Source organism: Pseudomonas sp. HMSC067G02, assembly GCF_001813485.1.
Classification (GTDB): domain Bacteria; phylum Pseudomonadota; class Gammaproteobacteria; order Pseudomonadales; family Pseudomonadaceae; genus Pseudomonas; species Pseudomonas aeruginosa.
Genome location: NZ_KV812679.1, coordinates 33,576 through 56,348 on the forward strand (window position 1 = coordinate 33,576; position 22,773 = coordinate 56,348).

Annotated in this window: 22 protein-coding genes; 6 read left to right on the top strand and 16 right to left on the bottom strand. The window is 68.4% G+C overall.

Features of this window, described 5'->3' with window-relative positions; genetic code table 11:
- Window positions 1-3: 3 nt before the first annotated feature.
- The 3 genes from HMPREF2914_RS14640 to HMPREF2914_RS14650 all read right to left on the bottom strand — a co-directional run bounded on the left by HMPREF2914_RS14640 (window position 4) and on the right by HMPREF2914_RS14650 (window position 2,781).
- Entirely contained in the window at window positions 4-1,299 is a 1,296-nt protein-coding gene (locus tag HMPREF2914_RS14640) for an OprD family porin (protein ID WP_023092396.1), read from the bottom strand.
- A gap of 237 nt (window positions 1,300-1,536) precedes the next feature.
- Entirely contained in the window at window positions 1,537-2,280 is a 744-nt protein-coding gene (gene eftM, locus HMPREF2914_RS14645) for a class I SAM-dependent methyltransferase EftM (protein ID WP_003093564.1), read from the bottom strand.
- A 99-nt stretch (window positions 2,281-2,379) separates the two neighbouring features.
- Entirely contained in the window at window positions 2,380-2,781 is a 402-nt protein-coding gene (locus tag HMPREF2914_RS14650) for a GFA family protein (protein WP_009313292.1), read from the bottom strand.
- A gap of 142 nt (window positions 2,782-2,923) precedes the next feature.
- On the opposite strand from HMPREF2914_RS14650, the gene HMPREF2914_RS14655 reads away from it, so the two are divergent.
- The gene (locus tag HMPREF2914_RS14655; protein ID WP_003093561.1) at window positions 2,924-3,205 is read left to right on the top strand and encodes a peptidylprolyl isomerase; all 282 of its coding nucleotides are present in this window, start codon (window positions 2,924-2,926) and stop codon (window positions 3,203-3,205) included.
- Between the two features lie 320 nt (window positions 3,206-3,525).
- On the opposite strand, the gene piv is transcribed toward HMPREF2914_RS14655, so the two are convergent.
- Window positions 3,526-4,914 carry a protease IV gene (gene piv, locus HMPREF2914_RS14660; protein ID WP_023092397.1) on the bottom strand — a complete coding sequence of 463 codons (1,389 nt, stop codon included), beginning with the start codon at window positions 4,912-4,914 and terminating at the stop codon, window positions 3,526-3,528.
- A gap of 532 nt (window positions 4,915-5,446) precedes the next feature.
- Window positions 5,447-6,370, bottom strand: coding sequence for a LysR family transcriptional regulator (locus HMPREF2914_RS14665; protein WP_023092398.1), 924 nt, complete (start codon window positions 6,368-6,370; stop codon window positions 5,447-5,449).
- A 140-nt stretch (window positions 6,371-6,510) separates the two neighbouring features.
- On the opposite strand from HMPREF2914_RS14665, the gene HMPREF2914_RS14670 reads away from it, so the two are divergent.
- Complete coding sequence (locus tag HMPREF2914_RS14670; RefSeq protein ID WP_003101334.1) at window positions 6,511-6,909, top strand: RidA family protein; 399 nt, start codon at window positions 6,511-6,513, stop codon at window positions 6,907-6,909.
- 31 nt (window positions 6,910-6,940) lie between these two features.
- Here the strand turns inward: HMPREF2914_RS14670 and xth are convergent, their stop codons facing one another.
- The 3 genes from xth to HMPREF2914_RS14685 form a co-directional block, all read right to left on the bottom strand.
- A complete protein-coding gene (gene xth, locus HMPREF2914_RS14675; RefSeq protein ID WP_003110540.1) occupies window positions 6,941-7,741 on the bottom strand; it encodes an exodeoxyribonuclease III in 801 nt (266 codons plus the stop codon).
- 22 nt (window positions 7,742-7,763) lie between these two features.
- On the bottom strand, window positions 7,764-8,327 hold the full coding sequence (locus HMPREF2914_RS14680) for a DJ-1/PfpI/YhbO family deglycase/protease (RefSeq protein ID WP_023092399.1): 564 nt from the start codon (window positions 8,325-8,327) through the stop codon (window positions 7,764-7,766).
- Between the two features lie 135 nt (window positions 8,328-8,462).
- Window positions 8,463-9,395 (bottom strand): NAD(P)/FAD-dependent oxidoreductase, encoded by a 933-nt coding sequence (locus HMPREF2914_RS14685; protein WP_004346014.1) that lies wholly within the window; start codon window positions 9,393-9,395, stop codon window positions 8,463-8,465.
- Window positions 9,396-9,478: 83 nt separating this feature from the next.
- On the opposite strand from HMPREF2914_RS14685, the gene HMPREF2914_RS14690 reads away from it, so the two are divergent.
- Entirely contained in the window at window positions 9,479-9,907 is a 429-nt protein-coding gene (locus tag HMPREF2914_RS14690) for an Rrf2 family transcriptional regulator (protein WP_023092400.1), read from the top strand.
- Window positions 9,908-9,971: 64 nt separating this feature from the next.
- Here the strand turns inward: HMPREF2914_RS14690 and HMPREF2914_RS14695 are convergent, their stop codons facing one another.
- The gene (locus tag HMPREF2914_RS14695) at window positions 9,972-12,380 is read right to left on the bottom strand and encodes a TonB-dependent siderophore receptor (protein ID WP_003110536.1); all 2,409 of its coding nucleotides are present in this window, start codon (window positions 12,378-12,380) and stop codon (window positions 9,972-9,974) included.
- A 342-nt stretch (window positions 12,381-12,722) separates the two neighbouring features.
- Between HMPREF2914_RS14695 and dkgB the strand changes: the two genes are divergently transcribed.
- The gene (gene dkgB, locus HMPREF2914_RS14700; RefSeq protein WP_003093545.1) at window positions 12,723-13,541 is read left to right on the top strand and encodes a 2,5-didehydrogluconate reductase DkgB; all 819 of its coding nucleotides are present in this window, start codon (window positions 12,723-12,725) and stop codon (window positions 13,539-13,541) included.
- Between the two features lie 49 nt (window positions 13,542-13,590).
- On the opposite strand, the gene HMPREF2914_RS14705 is transcribed toward dkgB, so the two are convergent.
- On the bottom strand, window positions 13,591-14,049 hold the full coding sequence (locus HMPREF2914_RS14705) for a GNAT family N-acetyltransferase (RefSeq protein WP_003110534.1): 459 nt from the start codon (window positions 14,047-14,049) through the stop codon (window positions 13,591-13,593).
- A 131-nt stretch (window positions 14,050-14,180) separates the two neighbouring features.
- Here HMPREF2914_RS14705 and HMPREF2914_RS14710 point away from each other — a divergent pair, with 131 nt between their 5' ends.
- Window positions 14,181-15,671 (top strand): MocR-like pyridoxine biosynthesis transcription factor PdxR, encoded by a 1,491-nt coding sequence (locus HMPREF2914_RS14710; RefSeq protein ID WP_023092401.1) that lies wholly within the window; start codon window positions 14,181-14,183, stop codon window positions 15,669-15,671.
- 15 nt (window positions 15,672-15,686) lie between these two features.
- Here HMPREF2914_RS14710 and HMPREF2914_RS14715 read toward each other — a convergent pair whose 3' ends face one another.
- From HMPREF2914_RS14715 to fepB, 5 genes are all read right to left on the bottom strand, one after another.
- On the bottom strand, window positions 15,687-16,013 hold the full coding sequence (locus HMPREF2914_RS14715; protein WP_003093540.1) for a gamma-glutamylcyclotransferase family protein: 327 nt from the start codon (window positions 16,011-16,013) through the stop codon (window positions 15,687-15,689).
- A 61-nt stretch (window positions 16,014-16,074) separates the two neighbouring features.
- Window positions 16,075-17,784, bottom strand: coding sequence for an amidase (locus HMPREF2914_RS14720; RefSeq protein ID WP_023092402.1), 1,710 nt, complete (start codon window positions 17,782-17,784; stop codon window positions 16,075-16,077).
- Window positions 17,785-17,984: 200 nt separating this feature from the next.
- Window positions 17,985-19,016 (bottom strand): FecCD family ABC transporter permease, encoded by a 1,032-nt coding sequence (locus HMPREF2914_RS14725; protein ID WP_003129378.1) that lies wholly within the window; start codon window positions 19,014-19,016, stop codon window positions 17,985-17,987.
- Window positions 19,013-20,035: a FecCD family ABC transporter permease gene (locus HMPREF2914_RS14730; RefSeq protein ID WP_023092403.1), complete on the bottom strand. Its 1,023-nt coding sequence runs from the start codon at window positions 20,033-20,035 to the stop codon at window positions 19,013-19,015. Before HMPREF2914_RS14730 ends, HMPREF2914_RS14725 begins: the two co-directional genes overlap by 4 nt.
- Before the next feature lie 30 nt (window positions 20,036-20,065).
- Entirely contained in the window at window positions 20,066-20,971 is a 906-nt protein-coding gene (gene fepB, locus HMPREF2914_RS14735; RefSeq protein ID WP_003093531.1) for a Fe2+-enterobactin ABC transporter substrate-binding protein, read from the bottom strand.
- Between the two features lie 126 nt (window positions 20,972-21,097).
- On the opposite strand from fepB, the gene HMPREF2914_RS14740 reads away from it, so the two are divergent.
- Entirely contained in the window at window positions 21,098-21,895 is a 798-nt protein-coding gene (locus HMPREF2914_RS14740) for an ABC transporter ATP-binding protein (RefSeq protein WP_003093530.1), read from the top strand.
- A 6-nt stretch (window positions 21,896-21,901) separates the two neighbouring features.
- Here HMPREF2914_RS14740 and HMPREF2914_RS14745 read toward each other — a convergent pair whose 3' ends face one another.
- Window positions 21,902-22,690, bottom strand: coding sequence for an IclR family transcriptional regulator (locus HMPREF2914_RS14745; RefSeq protein WP_003119004.1), 789 nt, complete (start codon window positions 22,688-22,690; stop codon window positions 21,902-21,904).
- Window positions 22,691-22,773: the final 83 nt, after the last annotated feature.

The following is a 22,773-nucleotide window of genomic DNA, read 5'->3' on the forward strand; positions in this document are numbered from 1 at the left end:
GGCTCAGAACAGCGACAGGTTGTAGCTGGCGATCAGGCGCACCTCGTCCACGTCGCGCGCCGAGCGCTCGAAGTCGGTGCGGTAGGTGGCGTTGCGCAGGCGCAGGCTGAGGTCCTTGAAGCGGCCGCTCTGCACCACGTACTTCAGCTCGATGTCGCGCTCCCATTCCTTGCCCTCGTCGCCGTTGGCCAGGCGGATATGGTCGCCGTTGACGTAGCGGGTCATGAAGCTCAGGCCGGGCACGCCGACGCTGCGCAGGTCGAAGTCGTAGCGCAGTTGCCAGGAGCGTTCCTCGGGGTTGGCGAAGTCGTTCACCTGCAGGTAGTTGGCCAGGTACGGATTGCTGCCGTCGAGGTAGGGCATCGAGCTGGCGCCGTTCATCCGCTGCCAGCCGGCGCTGAGCGTGTGGCCGCCCTCGGCGTAGGCGAGCAGCAGGCTGAGGGCGCGGTTGTCGATCTTGCCGGCGCGGGCCGCGCCGGCGTCCTCGCTGTCGAACCAGCGCAGGTCGGCGCTCAGCTTGCCGGCGCCGAGCTGCCGCTTGCCCACGGCACCGAGGTAGCGCTGGCGATAGACGTTGCGCAGGCCGCCCTGGGCGTATTGCAACAGCAGGCCGTCGTTGACCTGGTAGTCGAGTTGGTAGGTGTCGAAGCGGTTGCCGGTGGTGTCGCAGGCGTAGCGTTTGTTCTTGCAGTGCAGGCGGATGTCCTGGGCATCGCTGGAGTCCCGCGCGGTGTAGCGCTCCAGGCGGGTGGCGGAGAGCCTGAGCCCGGCGATCTCCTCGCTGGTCAGCTGGGCGCCGTGGAACAGGGTCGGCAGCAGGCGTCCGTCGTTGTATTTCAGCAACGGCATGTCCGGCAGCATCGCGCCGTATCTGAACTGTGTCTGCGAGAAGCGCATCTTGCCGGCGACGCCGGCCTTGGCGTACTGGTCGACCGAGCGACGCGGATCGTGGCCGCTGGAAGGCAGCAGGCCGCTGTTGCTGTCCGCGGGGCTGGAGTCGAGCTTGATCCCGAGCATCGCCAGGGTATCCACGCCGAAGCCCAGCGCGCCCTCGGTATAGCCCGAGCGCAGGTCGAGGATGAAGCCCTGCGCGGCTTCCTCGCGCTTGGAGGCGCCCTGCGGGTTGGCCGAGCTGCCGTCGCGGAAGTCGCGGTTGAAGTAGACGGTGCGCGCTTCCAGGCGCGCGCTGCCGTCCTCGAGGAAGGCGGCAGGGGCCGGGGCGACGAATCCGCCGCACAGGGCGAGGGCGCCCAGGCCGCGAAGGGTGCGGGGCGAACGGGGGGAAAACGGGGCGGACATGCGGTGACTCTCGACAGCGGGGGGTAAAAAAGCGCGCGAAGGTGTCACAGATGGTCGGCGGGGTCTTTGCGACCTTGGTCTAGCCGAGAAGGCGCGCACGGATCGTCGGCCAGGCAGGCCTCTAGCGGGTCGGACGCAGCGTGCCGAAAGCGACGAAGAATCCTCCGCAGCCCCCTGTGAAACGCTGCCCCGCCCGTGCCAGCCTGATCGTCACGTTTGCGCCAGGATATCCGGAGGCTAGCGCTTCACGCAGACGAACAGGGCATTCCCGGAGCTGCCGGCCCAGGGCGTGATCCGTTCGTAGTCGTGTTCGAAGACCTGCACCTCGAAATGCGTCTGCAACAGGTGCTGCAGCTCGGCGAAGCTGAGGGCGACCATGGGGTGTTCGTCCTCCCAGGTCTGGGTCGTTCCGTCCGTGGTTTTCTCGATACCGAGGCGCAGCGCCTGGCGCTCGCCCTCGCCGCTGTAGTACCAGCCGGAACCGAAGGTGAAGCGGCTGCCTCGATGCTCCACGGAATGGCGGACGAACGAGCGATTGTCGATCTGCCCCTTGTCCACCGTGTTGAAACAGAACACGCCGCCATCCGCCAGTGCGCCATGCACGCTGGCCAGGCATGCGCGCAAGCGCTCCAGCCCTGCGTTGTAGTGGATCGAATAGAGGAAACAGGTGATCAGGTCCAGCGGCTCGTCCACCTGGAAGCCGGCCATGTCCTGCCGGCTGAAGTGCGCTTCGGGGCAGCGTTGTCGGGCGAGGTCGAGCATCGGCTGGTTGATGTCCAGGCCGGCGCTGCGATAGCCGAAATCGAGGAAGTGCCGCACGTGCGGGCCGGTACCGCAGGCCAGGTCCAGGTGCCGCCGGCCCTGGTTGCCGAACAACTGGTGCAGGCGACGCACGCAGTGGCTCTGCGCCTGGTAGTCGATGTCGGCGCACATCAGGTCGTAATAGTGGGACAGGTCGGTGTACAGCGCGGTGGCGGACATGGGCGGCAAGGACCGGCGGCGAAGGGCGCGGCATGGTACCCCAGGCCCGGGCCTTGCCGGCGAAAAAACAGGCACCGGCCGGCGGATCGCGGGCGGACTTCAGTCGAACCGCGGCCAGTCGTCGGCTATCCGGTACCAGCAGGCCATCGACGCGACCTGGACATGCTTCTGTTTCGCCGCCGGGAAGGGCGTGTCCAGGCTGCCGAGGGCGACCGATACCCAGTCGGCGAACTTGCCTTCGCTCCTTGACCAGAACAGCGGCGAGCCGCAGCGCGAGCAGAAGCGCCGGAGCACGGCGGGGGAGGAGCTGAACGCGGCGAGCAGGTCGGCGCCGCGGTCGATGTGCAGGTCCGCGACGGGGACGCTGCCATAACTGGCGAATGCCGCCCCATGGGCCTTGCGGCACTGGCTGCAATGACAGTGGGAGAGCGCCCGCGGGGGCGACGACAGGCGGTAGCGCAGCGCGCCGCACAGGCAACTGCCGTGGAAAGTCTGGCTCATCGGAAGGCGTTCCCGGATTCGCAAAGGCGGCGAGTCAAGCAGCCCGCGCCACGCTTGTCGAGCGCCTCCTCCGATCGTGGGCTGTCGGTGCTGGCGTCGATGTCTGCTAGGCTCTGCCGTTTCACCCTAGGAGTATTTCCCCATGGCCCGAGCCACTGCCCGCCACATCCTGGTTTCCAGCGAAGCCAAGTGCAACGAACTGAAAACCGCCATCGAAGGTGGTGCGGATTTCGCCGAAGTCGCCCGCGAGCATTCCACCTGCCCCTCCGGCCGCGACGGCGGCAACCTGGGCTCGTTCGGCCCCGGCCAGATGGTCCGCGAGTTCGACCAGGTGGTCTTCAGCGCGCCGTTGAACGTGGTCCAGGGCCCGGTGAAGACCCAGTTCGGCTACCACCTGCTGGAAGTCACCAGCCGCCAGGACTGAACGTGCGGCGGCGCATAACGCCCCTCTTCCACGCGCCGATCCGGGCGTGGGGCGAATAACCGCTGCACGGGGTAAACGGCGGATAACGCCGTTGGCGTTATGCGCCCTACCTGTCCCGGACCGATGAAGGAAGCCGCACTTCCACGCGCCAATCCGGGTGTGGGGCGAATAACCGCTGCGCGGGATAAACGGCGGATAATGCCGTTGGCACCTGTTCCGGACCGATGAAAGAAGCTGCACTTTCACGCGCCGATCCAGGCGTAGGGCGAATAACCGCTGCGCGGTTATCCGCCGGTGCGCGATCGATAGCCTGGCTGGCCTCAGGGCGCGAAGTAGCGGGAGATCTGCGAATAGACGCCGCTGAAATCGGAGAAGTAGTCATTGCGCTGAGAGGTGGGCGCGCCGCAGTACGAGGGGCCGCCGTACAGGCCACCGCGTAGCTGGTAGGAACCGTCGCCGGCGACGGTCAGCAGGCCCGAGCCGGACGAGCCGCCTTCGACCACCGCCGACGGCCAGTCGACGCGGGTCAGGGCGGTATGCCCGTCGTAGGTGACGCCCACTGCCGAGACGTTGCCCTGCGAGTACTTCTTGGCGTCGCCGCGCGGATGGTGGATGTCATGGCCGAGCGAGCCGTTGGCGATCGGCGTGGCGCTCCAGCCCTGGTAGAACACGCCGGCCGGCGGAGTACGCTTGAGTTCCAGCAGCAGGGTGTCGCGCTTCGCGTCGCGGTGCAGGATATTCGCCCCGCCGGTCAGCACGGTGACGCTCTGGTTGATGGTCGAGGCGTCGCCGTAGCACTGGGTGGTGTTGTAGAACCAGATGGTCTGCAGCGTCGCGGCGGTGGCCTGGTCCTCGATGCAGTGCGCGGCCGACCAGAACAGCTGGCGCTTGGGCGAGTTGCCGTTGTTCAGCAGGGTGCCGGTGCAGATGTAGCTGCCGCCGTCCGCCGAGCTGGTGAAGACCATCTTCGCCACCGCGGCTGTGGCGTTGTCGTAGGCCCGCGTGCCGCTCTGGGTCGCGCAGACCGCATCCACCTCGCAACTGCCGCTGGCGCCGAAGCCGTCGCGGTAGCCGGCCTTGTACAGGGAGTCGGCGAAATACGATACCTGGGGTACCGACAGGCGCAGGTCGCCCGGTTGCAGGTTGGCCGGCAGCACCAGTTCGACGGTCAGGGTATCGCCCTCGATGACCGGGCTCCAGTAGGGACGGTTGAGCGAGAGGTCCTTGCCGCTGGCCTCGAAGATTTCCTTGCCGGCGCCGGCGAAGTGCAGCAGCACGTCGTCGGGCAGCGAGCCGCTGCGGGTTTCCAGGCGAATCGCGGCGCGTAGGCTGGCGGCCCCCGCGGCGCTGATCGGGAAGCGCGCGGTGTGGCGCCCGTCCGGGGTGTCGATCCATTCGAGGGTTGCCAGGTCGATTTCCGGAGTCGCCGTCTTCAGGCCCACGCCTACTTGCAGCGGCGTACCCGGTTTCGGCGCCAGCGGCGCGGCGCGGGCCACGCGGTGGGCGGGGGGCGCGGCGAAGTGAATGCCGGCCGCCGAGGTCGCCGCGTTGGGGTTGGCGAAGCGGGCGTGGCCGGTGCTCGCCGGAGAAGCCTGGAGCACGGCGACGTCGCCAGCCATTTCGCTCGCACCGGGCGCGGCCGAGGCCTGGCTCGCGCCCGCAGCCAGCGCGAGAACCAGGCATGCATTCAGGTACGTTCTCTTATGCATGAATCGACTCCTTCAGTTTGGGGAGGGCAACTTCCTTAATCGTTCGCGTGGCGAAAGATATGCAGGGGTGACGGAGTCATTCAAATATTTTTTATATTCGTTTCTGCTAGCTATTAAATATGAAGAAGCGTTTATGGATAGCAGAATAGATAGCTATTCCCCTCACTTGTCATTGATGTTGGAGTGCTCTATCTACCAACTAAAGTTTGGTCTGGAGTGCCGCTATAGAGCCTTCGGCTTGCTTCAGAGAGGTGCAGGGTGTAGTGCGCGAGTGCTTTGCTGGTGCATCTATCGATGTGATCGGGTTAACGAAATCCGGATTTTCAAGTTATCCGGTTTGACCAGTCCTGAATATAAGGCTGAGTGAATCTTTCATTCATCGCTCGGAAACCGTTCCGATGTCGGCTTGGTTGAATTCCAGGATATCCGGCTTATGGTCGTATCAGTCATCTTTATAATCGCGGGGCATATATAGAGCCCTGGCCGCTTACCATTACTCCAGGGTTTTCCAGGATACGCCTCCGTCTTTGTTTCAGAGCGGCGGATGCAACGGCGGCGCATGCCGCGCGATCAGTTCGGCGACCCACTCGATGAACACCCGCAGCTTGCCGCTGACGTGGCGGTTCGGCGGGAACGCCAGGTACAGCGGCATCGGCTCCAGGCTCCAGTCCTCGAACAGCGGCAGCAGCTCGCCGCGGGCGAGGGGCTCACGCGCCATGTAGTGCGGCAGCCAGAGGATGCCCAGGCCGGCCAGCCCGGCCGCCAGGTAGGCGTTGCCGTCGTCCACCGCCAGCACATGGCGGCCCGCCACCCGCAGGCTTTCCTCGCCCCTGTGCATGGCGTAGGGCAGGGCCTTGCCGGTGCGCGCCCAGAGGAAGCCGACGATGCGCTGGTGGCTGTCCTCCAGTTCGCGCGGGTGGCTCGGCACGCCGGCGCGCTGCAAGTAGGCCGGTGCCGCGTAGACCCCCAGTTGCAGGTCGCCGACCCGCCGCGCCATCAGCGACTGGTCGCGCAGTTCGCCGCCGCGGATGACGCAATCGACGTTCTCGTCGATCAGGTCGACGAGCCGATCGCTCACGCCCAGGTCGATCTGGATATCCGGATAGCGCGCATGGAACTCGGGCAACGCCGGGATCAGCAGCAGCCGCGCCAGCGGGCTCGGCACGTCGATCCGGAGACGCCCGCGGGGCGCCAGGGCGGCGCTGGAGAGGCTGGTCTCGGCATCGTCCAGTTCCGCCAGCAGGCGTATCACCCGCTCGTAGTAGGCGGTGCCGTCGGCGGTCAGGTTGAGCTTGCGCGTGGTGCGGTTGAGCAGGCGTACCCGCAGCCGCGCTTCCAGTTGCTGGACCAACTGGGTGACGCTGGTGCGGCTCATGTGCAGCGTCTCCGCCGCCTTGGTGAAGCTGCCGGTCTCCACCACACGGGCAAAGGCCTGCATCGCATCGAAACGGTCCATCGGGACTCCGGGTCGTCGGGGATTGTTTGGATTCTACAAACAGTCATGGCCAGGGTTGCGCGTTTATCCACGGCGCGCACGACCTTACCGTTCTTCCATCGACGATGACGGGGCCGGGAGCCCCAGGATGGAGGTATCGCATGACTGTACGCGACGTGGTTTTCCCCGCCGGCCGCCAGGCCCTCTACGAGCGCAACCGCTATTCCCCGGCGGTCCGCAGCGACGGCCTGCTGTTCGTCTCCGGCCAGGTCGGCAGCCGCGACGACGGCTCTCCCGAACCCGAGCTGGAGACCCAGGTCCGCCGCGCCTTCGACAATCTGAATGCGGTGCTCGCCGCGGCCGGTTGCGGGTTCGACGATGTGCTCGACGTCACCGTGTTCATGGTCGACGCCGAGGCCAACTTCGAGCGCATCTGGAAGATCGTCCCGGAGTACTGGGGCGAGGCGCCGTACCCCACGCTGACGGCGGTGGGGGTGAACTGGCTGTATGGCTTCAGCTTCGAGATCAAGGTGGTGGCGAGGTTGCCGGAGGGGCGGTGAGAGCCGATGCGCAGTGCCGGGGCCAGCTCGGCTAGCGCCGGGGCTCTGAGGGACGCCGCAGGCTTACCCAGGCCGGCGCGTGGTCGCTGGCGTGCTCCTCGCCGCGCACCCAGCGATCCACCCCGGCGTCTTCCAGGTGGTCCGCCAGGCTGGCGCTGAGCAGCAGGTGGTCGATGCGCAGCCCGGCGTCGCGTTGCCAGTGCTGGCGGAAGTAGTCCCAGAAGGTATAGAGGCGCCGGTCGGGGAAACGCTGGCGTAGCGCGTCCACCCAGCCCTGCCGCAGGAGGCGCTCGAAGCACTCGCGGGACTCCGGCTGGAGCAGGGCGTCCTTTTTCCAGGAGCGGGTGTCGTAGATATCGAAGTCGCTGGGCACCACGTTGAAGTCGCCGGCCAGCACCACCGGATGGCCGCTCTCCATCAGCTCGGCGGCGTGGCGGATGAGGTGCTCGAACCAGGCCAGCTTGTAGTCGAACTTCGGTCCCGGCTGGGGATTGCCATTGGGCAGGTAAAGACTGGCCACCAGCAGGCCGTCGACGGCCGCTTCGAGGTAGCGGCTGTGGGGATCGCTGGCGTTGCCCGGCAGGCCGCGGCGTACCTCCAGCGGCTGGCTGTCGCGGGCGAGGATGGCGACGCCGTTCCACGCCGACTGGCCCTGCCAGATCGCGCCGTATCCGGCCCTCTCCAGCGCCGCGGCGGGGAAGCGCGCGTCGGGCGTCTTCAGTTCCTGCAGGCAGACGATGTCCGGCGCTTCCCGCTCCAGCCAGGCCAGCAGCGCGGCCAGCCGGGTCTGGATGCCGTTGACGTTGAAGGTGGCGATCTTCAGGGTGTCCACCGCTTGTCTCCGCGAATGACGATCAGGCGGCCGCCTGCAGGGCTTCGCCGATGGCTTCGTTGAACGCCTGCAGGTCACCCGGGTTGCGCGAGGTGATCAGGGTCCAGCCGTGCGCCGGGCAGACTTTCACCCGCGTGTCGACCCAGTCCGCGCCGGCGTTGGTCAGGTCGATACGCACGCTGGAATAGGAGGTCAGGGTCTTGCCGCGGGCGACACCGGCGTCGATCAGCAGCCAGGGGCCGTGGCAGATGGCGGCGACCGTCTTGCCTGCGTCGCTGAATTCCCTGACCAGGCGCCGGGCCTCGCTGTCCTGGCGCAGGGTGTCGGCATTCACCGTGCCGCCGGGGACCAGCAGCAAGTCGTAGTCCTCGGCGCGCAGGCCTTGCAGCCTGGCGTCGGAATTGACGATCAGGTCCTTCTCGCTGTCGTGCACCCAGGTCTGCGCTTCGCCGCCCTCGATGGTCGCGTGGGTGACCGTGGCGCCCTGTCGCTTCAGGGTCTTCAGCGGTTCGAGCAGCTCGTCGCGCTCGATGCCGGTGTTGGCGGTGATGACCAGGACGTTCTTGCCTTGCAGCTTCGCGCTCATGGTTTTCTCCTCTGCTGGGGCGCTCGTAGCGGGCGCCGTGGCGTGACATGCAGGAGAGTGGAAAGCCGGAACGCCGGGGAGTTCGAAAGATTTGCCGGGCGGTGGGCCGGATCCTTGGCCTGTCAGCCTCCGGCGTCAGCGGAACAGCAGCGAATGATGCGCCGCGCCACCGGTGCGTGCGCCGTCGCCCACCGCGATGGCGACGTTGCCGGCCGCCAGCGCCGCGTCGCCGCAGGCGAAGACGCCGGGAACGCTGGTTTCGCGCATGCCGTCGGTCCTGATGAACGGCCCGCTCGGCCCGTCCTCGAACTCGCAGCCGAGCAACGCCGCCAGCGGGCTGGCCATGCGCGTACGCGGCTGGGTGAACAACCCCGCGAGCGTAATCGTGCGGCCGCTGGCCAGGGTCACGTCGGCGCGCGCGCCGCCCAGCGCGACCACGGCTTCGCGCTCGATCGCCACGCCGCGCCGGTCCAGCCTGGACATTTGCTCGGCATCCGGTTCGAAGACGCCGTTGAGGAAGAAGGTGGTCGCTCCCCAGTCGGGCAACATCAGGGCGTGGTGGATGGCCAGCGGTGAGGCCGCCAGTACGCCAATCGGCCCGCCGTCCAGTTCGTAGCCGTGGCAATACGGGCAATGGAACACGTGCCGTCCCCAGCGCTCGGCAAGACCGGGGATCTCCGGCAGCTCGTCGGCGACCCCGCTGGCGAGGATCAGCCGGTGCGCGGTGAAGCGTTCTCCGTTGGCGGCCTTCACCACGAAACCGTCAGCCTCCTTCTTCGCCGCGACGGCGGCTTCGGACAGCCACTCGACGCTGGGATAGGCCAGCAACTGGGCGCGGGCGTCATCGACGATGGCCGCCGGGTCGCGGCCGTCCTGGCCGAGAAAGCCGTGGGAGGCCCGGGCGAAGCGGTTGCGCCGCAGTCCCGTGTCCATCACCAGCACCCTGCGCCGCGCCCGCGCCAGTTGCATGCCCGCGGAGATGCCGGCGTAGCTGCCGCCCACGATGATCACGTCGAAAGTCATGGCGTATCTCCCATTCGGATAGTCACGCAACAACGTAAGTTTCATGAACGGCGTTTGTCAACGCTCTCGTAACTTTTTCTGTAGCGAGAGATACTCATGGCTTTTCCGTCTCCACGAGTCCGCCGTCCATGAGAAACGACACCCGCCTCTCGCGCATGCTCCATGTGCTGATCCATATGGCCCGCCAGGAAGGGCCGGCGACTTCCGAAGCCATCGGGCAGATGCTCGGCACCAACCCGGTGGTGGTGCGACGGACCATGGCGCTGCTGAAGAACGAAGGCTACGTGAGTTCGGAGAAGGGCCATCGCGGCGGTTGGCGGCTGGCCAAGCCGCTGGCGGACATCACCTTGCTGGATATCCACCAGGCGCTGGGAGCGTCCTCGATCTTCGCCATCGGCCTGTCTACCGATCATCCGGAATGCCTGGTCGAGCAGGCGGTCAACGAAGCGCTCGGCGAGGCGTTCGAGGCGGCGCAGGCGTTGCTCCTGGAGCGCCTGGGGAGCGTCACGCTGGAGCAGTTGGCGAGCGAGTTCGAGCGCCGCTATCGGCCCTGCTGAGGCGCCTCGAAGGGCCGTTCGGACACCGCCGCCGCACCTGCGGAGGCACGCCGGCGGTCCGGGATCAGAGCGAGTACTTCACCGTGAACATCAGGTTGCGCGGCTCGCCGTAGTTGAGGTTGCCGAAGTCGATGCCGCTGTAATAGTACTTGTCGAACAGGTTGTTGAAGTTCAGCCGTGTGTCGATCCGTTCGCTGACCTTGTAGCCGAGCATGGCGTTGACCACGGTGTAGCCGCCCTGCTGGAAACCGGTGCTGCTGTCCTCGGTCTTGCTCTGGGTGGCCAGGTCGCCGCCGACGCGCCATTTGTGCAGTTCGCCGGGTAGCGTGTAGCTGGTGGCGAGCTTGAACAGGTGGCGTGGCTTGGCCGCGTCGAATGGCTTGCCCTCGTTGGCCTTGTTGCTGTCGTGCTTGTACTTGGCGTCGACGTAGGTATAGCCGGCCATCATCTGCCAGTCGTCGCTCAGCGCACCGCTCAGCTCCAGGTCGACGCCCTGGCTGCGGACCTTGCCCGAAGCGCGCGAGCAATAGCGCGAGGTGGGGCTGAAGGGGCATGGCGAGGGGCCGCCGACGTCCTCGGTGGCGCGGTTTTCCTGGTCGATCTGGAACAGCGCGATCTGCGAATTGAGCGCGCCGCCGAAGTGTTCGCCCTTCAGGCCGATCTCGTAGTTCTTGCCGGTGATCGGGTCGAGCAGGCCGCCGCCGGCGTCGAAGTTGCTCTGCGGCTTGAAGATGTCGGTATAGCTGGCGTAGACCGAGTAGGTCTGGTTCAGGTCGTAGATCACCCCGGCATAGCGGGTGACGTTGCGGGTGACCTTGTAGCTGTCGGTATCGGCGTCGGCCTTATACCAGTCCAGGCGCCCGCCGAGGATCACTTTCAGCGGGTCGGCGAGGTTCAACCGGGTGGTGAGGTAGGCGCCTTTCTGTTCCTGGTCGAGCTTCATGCCCCACAGGCTGGTGTTCAGCCTCGGCTTGAGGGTCGAACTCGGGTCCCACTGGGTCGGGTCCATCGGCCCGGTCGGGGTGCCGTCCTTGTTGAACAGGCTGCCCCAGCCGCCGTGGCCGTCGAAGCGTTCCTGGCGATAGCTGGCGCCGACCACCAGCTCGTGCTCGCGGCCGAGCAACTGGAAGGGACCGTTGGCATAGGCGTCATAGCTGTCGTGGTCGTCGGTGTAGCTGTAGTCGCCGGGGTTCTGGGTCATGCTGGCGCAGCCGGTGGTCGAGTAGTAGCAGTCGTTGTACAGCCCGAGCATGTTGATTCGCGCCCACAGCTTGTCGGCGGCCAGCTTCATCTGCCAACCGTTGGCGAAGCGGTGGGTCAGGTCGCTGAACAGGTGGGTGGTGTCGGTATCCCAGTAGGACCAGTCGGCGCCGTAGTAGGACGAGCGCTTGAGGTCCAGGTGGCGGCCGCCCAGCGGGCTGGGCAGGCCTACCCAGTTGTCGTTGCGGTTGTCGTTCTGGTTCGAGGCGCCGATGGCGAAGGTGGTGTCCGGGCTCAGGTCGGCTTCGGCGATCCCGTAGAACACGCCGCGTTCGCTGCTGACGTGGTCCTGGAAACTGTTGCCTTTCTGGTAGGCGACCACCGCGCGGCCGCGCAGGGTTCCTTCGCTGTTCAGCGGACCGGAAACGTCGGCCTCGCTGCGATAGCGGTCCCAGGTGCCGACGCTGCCTTGCAGGGAGGCGCGGAAGTCCTGGGTCGGACGCTTGCGCACCATGTTGATCGCCGCCGCCGGGTTGCCTGCGCCCTGCATCAAGCCGGTGGCACCGCGCACCACTTCGACGCGGTCGAACATGGCCAGGTCGGCGGCGGAAATGACGTCCTGGGTATAGGTGGAAATGCTCGTCGGCAGGCCGTCGTACATGATGTTGTCGACGTCGAAGCCGCGCGCCGCGTACTTCACCCGGGCCGGCCCGTACTGTTGCACGGTGAGGCCGGTGACGCCCTTCACCGCGTCGTTTAGGTCGCGCATGCCCTGGTCGTCCATGCGCTGGCGGGTGACCACGCTGACCGACTGAGGGGTCTCGCGGATCGACATCGCCAGCTTGGTCGAGGTGCGCATCGCCCGGGTGGTGTAGGAGCCGCTGTCTTCGGTGATGGCGGCGGTGGCCGGGTCCTGGGTGGCGACCACGCTGAGCGCGCCGAGGTCGACGCTGTCGCCGGGGGCGATGCCGGCACCTGTCGCAGCGGCCTCGACCCAGGCGTCGCCGCCCCGTACCTCCCCGCTCAGTCCGGAACCTGCGAGCAGACGCTGCAGTGCCTCGCTCGGCTCCAGCGTGCCGCGTAGGGCCGGTGCGCGCCGGTCGGCCACGGCCGCGCGGTCGAAACGGATGCGCAGGCCGCTGGCGCCCTGCAATTGCTCGAGGGATGCGGCCAGGGGCTGGGCGGGAAGGTCAAGGGCGATGGGAGCGGCCTGGGCGGCCAGGGAAAGCGAGGAGAGACCGAGCAATAACGCACTGGAAACGACGTGTTTCATCTGCAGTGTCCTGGATGGCGGCGCAGGCAGGCCGTTGGCGCGACCGGCTGCGTTTCTTGTTTATGTGGGAAACCGGCGTAGGAATTCGCGGCGGGGCAAGTGTATGTAAATGTAAAAATGGAGTAAATGATAGAGATTATCGTTATCAGTACTATTCGCGGGAATCCGATGAACTGCGTTCTGCCAGCGGCTGGCAGGAATTTCCGCTGGATACCTCCCGTGAAGGCCGCCTGGATTCGTGATTCCAACGCAAATGAATTTGCTCGATTCGGGTCTTAATCGAAGAGATGTAAGCCGCCACACTGCGCTTCATTCGAGCCATCCCGCCCACGGAGCGCAGCCATGTCTTCCACCATCCACCCCCTCCCGTCCTTCGGTCTCGGCACCTTCCGCCTCACCGGCCAGGTCGTCGTCGACTCGGTGCGCAGCGCCCTCGAGCTGGGTTATCGCGCCATCGATACCGCGCAGATCTACGGCAACGAGGCGGATATCGGCCGCGCGATCGCCGAGAGCGGCGTACCGCGTTCCGAGCTGTTCCTCACCACCAAGGTCTGGGTCGACAACTACGCCTGCGAAAAGCTGCTCGCCAGCCTGCGCGAGAGTCTGGAGAAACTGCGCACCGACCGGTTGGACCTGGTCCTGATCCATTGGCCGGCACCCGGCAACGGCGTCGAGCTGGCGGAGTACATGGCGGCGCTGGCGGAAGCCAAGTCCCTGGGCCTGACCCGGCGGATCGGCGTCTCCAACTTCAACATCGAACTGACCCGCCAGGCCATCGCCGCGGTCGGTGCGGGCGAGATATCCACCAACCAGATCGAACTCAGCCCTTACTTGCAGAACCGCGCGCTGACCGCCTACCTCGAGGAGCAGGGCATCGCGGTCACCTCGTACATGACCCTGGCCTACGGCAAGGTGCTGAAGGACCCGACGCTGGCCGGGATAGCCGCCAGGCACCGGGCCACGGTCGCCCAGGTGGCGCTGGCCTGGGCGATGCAACTGGGCTACGCGGTGATTCCGTCCTCGACCCGCCGCGAGAACCTCGCCAGCAACCTGCTGGCGCGCGACCTGCGCCTGGACGCCGAGGACATGGCGCGCATCGCCGGCCTCGAGCGTAACGGCCGCGAGGTCAGTCCGCAGGGCCTGGCGCCGGCCTGGGACTGAGAACCGCGTCGAGGGTCCGCCGCGCCGAGGCTCCGGTCGCGCGGTCGGTTCAGAGCTCGATGCGGTATTCGATCACGCCCGGCTTGTCCGCCACCCAGTCGTACAGGCGCTGCGCCCTGTGGTTGCTTTCCTGGGTATGCCAGTAGAGCCGCGCGCAGCGACGTTCCTCGGCCTGCCGGCGGACGTACTCGATCAACTGCTTGCCGATCTGCTGGCCGCGCACGTCGGGCGAGACATAGAGGTCTTCCAGGTAGCAGACGTCCTGTGCCGCCCAGGTCGAGCGGTGGTAGAGGAAGTTGACGATGCCATGCAGGCGGCGACCGTCGCTGGCCACGGCGCAGTGCATCGGTTCGCCCTCGTCGAAGAAGCGCCGCCAGGTGGCCTCGGTGGTCTGTGCCGAGAGTTCGACTTCATAGAACGCCTGGTAGGCCTTCCAGTGTTCGAGCCACTGCTCGAAGTCCTCGTGTGCCACGGGGCGTACCGATACCAGTGTGTGCAGGGATTGCATCCAGTGCTTCCTTCTTTGGCTTGATGGGGCGATCCGGCGTAGGCCGGGACCGAGGGTCTTGACCCGGGTGTTTTTATAGCTGCCTAATGGCTTGCCATATCCCACCAATTAGATGATCGAGGGCAGACCATTTGTTCAGGCAATCACTGCTCGAATCGGTCAAGGCGCGACTCCTCCATCCACAGCTCCAGGCCCTGCCGCTGCATGCGCGAATCCAGCGCGCGATCCGCCAACTGATCCTCGACGGTGCCCTGGCGCCGGGCAATCCGTTGCCGGCCTCGCGGGCGCTGGCGCAGTCGTTGGGGGTATCCCGCGACACCGTCGAAGCGGCCTATTCGCACCTGCATGCCGAGGGCTTCATCGAGCGTCGGGTCGGCAGCGGCAGCGTGGTGGCCGCGGCTACCCGGCTGTCCCCCGGCCGGCGCGGTGCGGGCGCTCCACGACGGGTCGGCGGCGCGCCGCGACTGAGCCGGCGTGGCGAGGCGATGCAGGCTGGCGGCGGGGTTCGCGAGCAGCTCGTCCCGCGCCCCTTCGCTCCCGGCGTGCCGGAGACCCGCCCCTTTCCCCTGGCGACCTGGGAGCGCCTGCAGCGCCAGGTCCTCAAGGAATATGGCGCGCGCGCCCTGACCCACGGCGACCCGCAGGGCGCCGAACCGCTGCGCCAGGCGATCGCCGACTACGTCAACCTGGAGCGTGGCGCACGCGCCACGGCCGACCGGGTACTGGTGCTGACCAGTTCGCAACAGGCGCTGGGTCTTTGCGCCAGCGTGCTGCTCGACGCCGGCGAGCGGATATTCGTCGAGGACCCGGCCTACTACGGCGCGCGCAAGGCCTTCGAGGCCGCAGGCCTGGAGTGCCTGCCGGTCCCGGTCGACGAACAGGGCCTGCGGCCCGAGCCGATCCTCGCCCAGCCGCAGGCGGCGCGGGCGCTGTGCCTGACCCCGTCGCACCATTACCCGACCGGCGTGACCCTGTCGCTGGAGCGTCGCCTGGCGCTGATCGAATGGGCGCAGCGGCAGCAGGCATGGATCATCGAGGACGACTACGACAGCGAGTTCCACTACGCCGGCCGGCCCACCGCCTGCGTGCAAGGCCTGGACGTCCACGAGCGGACGCTCTACATCGGCACGTTCACCAAGTCGCTGTTTCCCGGCCTGCGCATCGGCTACATGGTCCTGCCGCCGGCGCTGGTGGCACCGATGACCGTCGCCCGCTCCCTGCAGGACGGGCACAACGCCTCGCTGGCGCAACTGACCCTGGCGCGCTTCATCGCCGGCGGCCACTTCGGCGCCTACGTGCGCGGCATGCGCAACCTCTACGGCGAGCGCCTGGGATTCCTCGCGGAGCGGGTAGGCAAGCGTCTGGGCGGCCTGGTCGAGCCGCGCGTGCCGGCCGGCGGGCTACAGATGCCCGGGCTGCTCTGCGCGGAAATCGACGAAACGCGCGCCATCGCGGCGGCATACCGCGCCGGTGTCGAGCTGGTCGGGCTCAGCGCCCTGCATCTCGCCGCGCCACCGCGAGCGGGTTTCCTGATGGGCTTCGCCGCCTACACCACGGACGAGCTGGAGGCGGCGGTCGGGGTCCTCGCGAAGACCCTGCGCGCTTTGCGTGCGAATCCCTAGGTCGCCGGCAAGCGTTCAGTCGCGCAGGGCGTAGACGTAGGCATCGACCTGGGCGCCGTCGGCCAGCGTTACCCGGGTCGCCACGCGCCGGTATTCGGTGCCTTCGAATTCATCCAGCGCGGGCCAGTGCTCGGCGAGGCGGTCGGAGACGAACACATGGCCGTGGATTTCCTCGCCGTCGGCGTCGATCGCCAGGCCCGGAAAGCCCATCCCGGCGCCCCAGCCCTTTTCCAGCAGGCGACCGCGGAGGCTGGCCGCCTGCCATTGCCCGCCGATCTTCTGCATCAGGTGTTCGTTGGGACGGCCGGGGCCGAGGCTGCCGTAGACGAAGAGTCGCTGCATCGATAACTCCCTTGAACGGAACAGCGTGGGCGCAAGACGTGAAGCCTTCCGCCCGCGCCTTTCACTTGCTTGCCAGCGGTGGAGTACGCGGCGGCACGATACGCCGCGAGCCGGTCGACTCGAAGGCCGCGGCGAAGCGCAGCAGCGCCGAGTCGTCGTAGGCGCGGCCGGCGAAGGTCAGGCCCACCGGCATGCCGATGTCGGCCATCACCCCCATCGGTACGGTGACCGTCGGCACGCCGAGGTGGCGGATGGCGAGGTTGCCGTTGGCGACCCAGACACCGTTGCTCCAGGCGATGTCGGCCGAGGCCGGGTTGACGTCGGCGTCCGCCGGGCCGACGTCGGCGACGGTGGGGAAGAGCACGGCGTCCAGGCGCAGGCGTCGCATCCACTCCTCGAGGTCGATCCGCCGGGTTTCCTCGAGGCCGCGCAGGCCATCGGGGAGGGTCGCGATCCGGTCCCAGGGCTTGATGCCGCGCTCGGCCATCCGCACGTATTCGTCCATGCCGGCGGCCAGGTCGCCCTCGCGGTTGGGCAGGGTGCCGGGGTCGTGGGGGAAGATCTGCGGGCCGTCGACATCCGCCAGGCGGTTCAGCTTCGGATCGCCATTGGCGCGCAGGAAGTCGTCGAAGCCCCAGGCCGAGAGTTCCCACAGCTCGTCGTGGAGGAATTCCTTCGACACCAGGCCGCGGTTGAACACGGTGGGCGCGCCGGGTCGGTCGCCCTCGCAGTTCGACACCAGCGGGAAGTCCACCTCGATCACTTCGGCGCCGGCGGCTTCCAGGGCCTTGCGCGCCTGTTCCCAGAGGGCGATGACCGAGGGCCGGGTATGGATGCGCTGGCCGGTCGGGCCGCCGATCCCGGGGGACTCGCTGGTGCCCGCATCGGGGTCGGCGTTGATGAACATGCGCGGCACGCCGAAGCGCTTGCCGGCCAGGGCCTCGGCGCCTGCGGCCAGGGCCGGGTAGCTCGCCGGGCGTACCTCGGAGGCCTTGGGGATCGGCACCCAGGGCTGCATGCGCCAGAGGTCGCCGCGGGTATCGGGATCGTCGGCGACCACTACGTCGAGGATTTCCAGCAGGTCGGCCATGCTCCGCGCATAGGGCACCACCACGTCCATGGTCGGCGTCAGCGGCCAGTTGCCGCGCACCGAGATCACCCCGCGCGAAGGGGTGTAGGCGCACAGGCCGTTGTTCGACGCCGGGCCGCGCCCGCTCGACCAGGTTTCCTCGGCCAGGCCGAAGGCGGCGAAGCTGGCCGCGGTGGCGGTGCCGGCGCCATTGGAGGACCCCGAGGCGAAGGGCGCGGTGAGGTAGGCGGCATTGTACGGGCTCTCCGCGCGGCCGTAGACGCCGCGCTGCATGCCGCCGTTGGCCATGGGCGGCATGTTGGTCTTGCCCAGGCAGATCGCCCCGGCGGTGCGCAGGCGCTCGACGGTGAAGGCATCGCGCTGGGCCACCAGGTCCTTGAACGCCGGGCTGCCGGAAGCCGCGGTGAGGCCCTTGACCAGGTAGCTGTCCTTGGCGGTGTAGGGAATGCCGTCCAGCGGACCGAGGGTCTCGCCACGCGCCCGGCGGGCGTCGGAGGCCTGCGCTTCGGCCAGCGCATCGGGATTGCGCACCACCACCGCGTTCAGCGCGGTGGGCGTGCCGGGTGCATCGTAGGCGTCGATCCGCGCCAGGTAGGCCTGGACCAGTTCGACCGCCGTGGTACGACCGGACTCGAGCGCGTCACGCAGCTCGGCGATGGAAACCTCGGTGACCTCGATCATGCTGTCACCGCCTGGCGAATGGAGACGGGGAGACCGTTAGCGACGCTCATCATCGTTCCTCTTGTTCTCTGCTTGCTGCGACGGGGGCCGCGAGGCGGCCGGGTCGATACAGGGGATGCAGTGTACATCCTGGCCGGCGTTCGCGGCTTCCCTGGCGGGGGCGCGGCAACGGCAGCCTGGGCGGTCGTTGAGGCCAGGGCTCAGATCCGGCGGCTGCGCAGCAGTAGCCAGAGCAGGTAGAAACCGCCGAGCAGGCCGGTCATCAGGCCGATCGGCAGGTTGGCGACGTATGCCAGGCGCTGGCCGAGCAGGTCGGCGGCCAGCAGCAGGACCGCGCCCATCAATGCGCCGGACAGCAACGGCACCCCGGCCGAGCGGGTCAGGCGCCGGGCCAGTTGCGGGCCGGCCAGGGCGATGAAGGCGATGGGGCCGGCCGCGGCGGTGGCGATGGCGGTCATGCCGACGGCGACCAGGACCATCTGCAAGCGCACGCGCTCCACCGCCACGCCGAGCTGGGCGGCGCTGGCATCGCCCAGCTCCAGCACTTCCAGGCGACGACCGTGGTACAGCGCCAGCGGCACGCTGGCGAGCAGGCCCAGCGCTGCCGGGACGACGTGCGACCAGGTCCGGGTGTTCAGCGAGCCGGCCAGCCAGAGCTGGGCGTACATCGCCTGGTCGAGGTTGCCGGTGACCAGCAGCAGGCTGTTCAGGCCCGACAGGCTGGCGCCGACACCGATGCCCACCAGCACCAGGCGGTAGCCGCCGGCGGTGGCGCCCCGGCGCGCCAGCAGCACCACCGCCAGCGCCGTGCAGAGGCCGGCGGCCAGCGCCGCCAGCGAGGTGGCCAGCGGGCCGGCATCGAACAGGATGATCTGCACGATGGCGCCGCTGGCGGCGCCGGTGGTGAAACCGATGACGTCGGGCGAGCCCAGCGGATTGCGCGAGATCGACTGGAAGATCGCCCCGGCCATGCCCAGCGCGGCGCCGACCAGGCAGGCGGTGAGCACCCGTGGCAGGCGCACGCGCTGGACGATGCGCTGGGCGGTGGGGTCCTGGCCCTGGCCGAGCAGGCTGGCGAACACCTCTGCCGGGCCCAGCGCCAGGCTGCCGGTCCCCAGCAGGGCCGCCGCCAGCGCCAGCCCGATCCCCGCGAGGACCAGGCAGGCCAGCGCCGCCCGTGGCCGCCAACGCAGCGACAGGGAACCCAGGCGCAGGGCGTGGAGGCCGTTCACAGGCGACTCAGGCGGAAGCGCCTGACCAGGACGATGAAGGCCGGCCCGCCGAGCAGCAACGCGACGATTCCGGCGGCGATCTCCGCCGGCGCCGCCAGCAGCCGCCCGAGGATGTCGGCGCCGAGCAGCAGGCCGGCGGCGATCAGCGCCGAGAAAGGCAGGATCCAGCGCTGGTCCGGCCCGGCCAGCAACCGCGCGAGGTGCGGGGCGACCAGGCCGACGAAGGCGATCGGCCCGGCCAGGGCGGTGGCCGCGCCGGCCAGCAGCATCACCGCCAGGCAGGCGAGCAACCAGGTCAGGCGCAGGTCGACGCCGAGCGCCCGGCCGATCTCCTGGCCCAGGGCCAGGGCGTTGAGCCTGGCGGCGAGGGCGAAGGCGGCGGCCAGCCCGGCGCCGATGGCCAGGCCCGGCCATCCGAGCAGGGCGAAGCCGCTGCCGGAAAGCGAGCCGGCGGCCCAGTGGCGGAAGCGGTCGAAGACTTCCGGCGGGGCGTTCAGCACGATGATTCCGGTCAGCGAGGCGAGCATCACCGACAAGCCGGCACCCGCCAGCACCAGGCGCACCGGGTTGGTGCCGGTCTCGCGGGCCTGGCCGAGAAGGAATACGGCGATGCCGGCCAGGCCGGCGCCGAGGAAGGCGCAACCGAGGTACTGGCCCATGCTCGCCAGGTCGAACAGCGCGACCCCGACGATCACCGCCAGCGCCGCGCCGGCGTTGATTCCCAGCAGGCCGGGTTCGGCCAGCGGATTGCGCGTCAGCGCCTGCATCAGCGCGCCGGCCACTCCCAGTGCCGCACCGGCCAGCAGCGCCACCAGGGTGCGCGGCAGGCGCAGTTCGCGTACCACCAGGTGGCGATCATCGTGCGGATCGACGGCTTGCAGGGCATCCAGGGTGACCGCCAGGGGCACCGGCCGCGAGCCCAGCGCCAGGCTGGCCAGGGCCGCCAGCGCGAGCAGCAGCGCGCCGGCGAGCAGGCCCCAGGCGCGCAGGCGCCGGCGGCACATCGGGGACGCCTGCATGAGCGGACTTCCGGCGAACGGGCGCATGGCTCAGCGGAAATGGCGGGCGACGTTGTCGATCATCTGCCGCCCCGAGTAGTAGTCGATGCGGAAGGAACTGGGGCCCAGGGCGTACACGCGCTTTTCGCGCACCGCCGACAGGTTGGCCAGCACCGGGTCGGCGAGGAACGCCTGCACGTCGTCGTCGCTGGCGCCGAGCAGGAACACGCTGTCGCCGGCGATCGCGGCGGGCAGGTTTTCCCGCGAGATGAACTGGAAGTCCGAGGCGCGCGTCACCTTGCCCGCCAGCGCCTCCGGCAGTTCCGCCACCTGGAAGCCGAGGGCTTCGAGCAGGCGTGCCTGGGGGCTGGCCTGGCGGCCGATGGAATAGCTGCCGGCGATGTTGTAGCCGACCACGCTGACCGGGCCCTGCGGCGGCGCGATGGCCGCGGCGACTTCGGCGGTGTAGGCGTCGAAGCGCTGGATGGCGGCCTGCGCCTGGCGTTCCAGGCCGGTGTGCCGGCCCAGCTCGGTAGCCAGTTCCTGCCAGCTGTGTTTCGAGTAGTCGACCACCAGCGTCGGTACGCCCTGCGCCTCCAGCTCCGCACGGTATGGCGCGGCGCTGTCGGCGCCGGTGGCGGAGGCGACCAGCAGGTCCGGATCCTGGGCGATCACCGCTTCGATGTCGAAGCGCAGGTTGCGGTAGAGCACCTCGACGCCACGCTGGTCGGCGACCTTCGCCCATTGCGAGAAGAAGCCCTTGGCGTCGGTCAGGCGACTTGGCGTGGTGGCGGCGCTGGCCACCAGCGGCGCGTCCATCGCCAGCAGGATGCCGGTGACGCTCGGGGTGGTGGAGACGATCCGCGCCGGCTTCGGCTCCCCGGCCGCGGCGAGGGTGGCGAACAGGCTCAGGGCGAGGGCGAGTAATGGCAGGGCGGAGCGGCGGCGGGTCGGCATGAAGGCTGTTTTCGCTGTAGGGGAAGCCGGGCGGACGGATTCATATGATAATGCTTCTCATGCAGTCTATTCCATAATGTAGAATCGATTCCACATATTCGAGCCATTCTTATCCAGGAACCTCCCATGACCCATCGCCTGCACGCGGACGCCGTGACCTTGCGTCGCGACGCGCGGACCGTTTCGCGGAATCTCTCGCTGGCCATCCCCGAGGGTTCGTTCAGTGTGATCGTCGGGCCCAACGCCTGCGGCAAGTCGACCCTGCTGGCGGCATTGTCGCGCCTGTTGGCGCCGGCCGAGGGCCGGGTGGTGCTGGACGGCAGGGATATCCACAGCCTGCCGGGGCGGGAAGTGGCGCGGCGTCTCGGCCTGCTGCCGCAGAGCGCGCTGGCGCCGGATGGCATCACGGTGGCCGAGCTGGTGGCGCGCGGACGCTATCCGCACCAGTCGTTCCTGCGCCAGTGGTCGCCGGCGGATGAGCGCGCGGTAGCGGCGGCGCTACGCGCCACGCGGGTCGACGGCCTGGCCGAGCGACCGCTCGACGCGCTCTCCGGCGGCCAGCGGCAACGCGTGTGGATCGCCATGGTGCTGGCGCAGGAAACCCCGTTGCTGCTGCTCGACGAGCCGACCACCTACCTGGATATCGTCCACCAGATCGAATTGCTCGAACTGCTCGCCGAGCTGAATCGCCAGGGGCGCACCATCGTCGCCGTGCTGCACGACCTCAACCAGGCCTGCCGCTATGCCTCGCACCTGATCGCCATGCGTGACGGCGCGATCCTCGCCGAGGGCGCGCCGGCGCATATCTTCACCGAGCGTCTGGTGGAGGAGGTGTTCGGCTTGCGCTCGTTGATCATCGCCGACCCGGTCAGCGGCACGCCGCTGCTGGTGCCGCGCGGGATCGCCGCCGACGCGCCGGGCTGAGGTGGCTCAGCGCGGCGGCGGCCGCATGCCGGGATGGAGGACCAGGCCGCCGGTGGACTGGTTGACCTGCAGCGCCTCGTGGAACAGCGCGTCGCGGTCTTCCGCCGACTGCAACTGGCCCAGATCGGTCACCGTGGTCATGGCGCAGACGATCTCCTGCTGGGCGTCGAACACCGGCGCCGCCTGGCCGGTGACGTTCGACAGCAGGTGGCTGGTCAGTTCGGCCCAGCAACGCTCGCGCACCTCGTCGAGCAGCGCGCGGCTCGGCGGGCTGCCGCGGAAGTGCGCCGGTTGCTGCTTGCGCGCGGCGTCGACCACGGCCTTCGGCAGGAAGGCCTGGAACACCAGGCCGCAAGCGGTATTGTCGATGGGCAGGATATCGCCCAGGGCCAGCGGGTTGATCGAGAAATAGGCGCTGCGGTACCAGCGCACCAGGGTCGGGCCGCGCTCGGTCCAGATCGCCACCCCGCCGCTGGCGGCATGCCGTTGGGCCAGGGCCTTCATGTGGCGGGCGGCGATATCCACCGCGTCGATCCGCTTCAGCGCGCCTATGCCGATGCTCAGCGCCGCCGGCCCGAGGTCGTAGAGACCGCTGAGCGGGTCCTGGCGGGCCAGGCCTTCCTTCACCAGGCTCTGCAGGTAGCGGTGCGCGGTGGAGCCGCCGGTGCCGGTGCGCCGGGCCACTTCGCCGAGGGCCAGCTCGCCTTCGGCGTTGGCCAGGGTCTTCAGGAAGCGCGCGGCGATGGACACCGACTGGATGGTGCCGGAGCGCTTTTCGCCCGGGGCGTCCGGCATCTCGTCCGCCGGGGGCTGCGAAGTATTCAACGGCTCGGTCTCCTCACCACGGTTGATCCATAGGCTTCGGTCCGCGCTGCGGT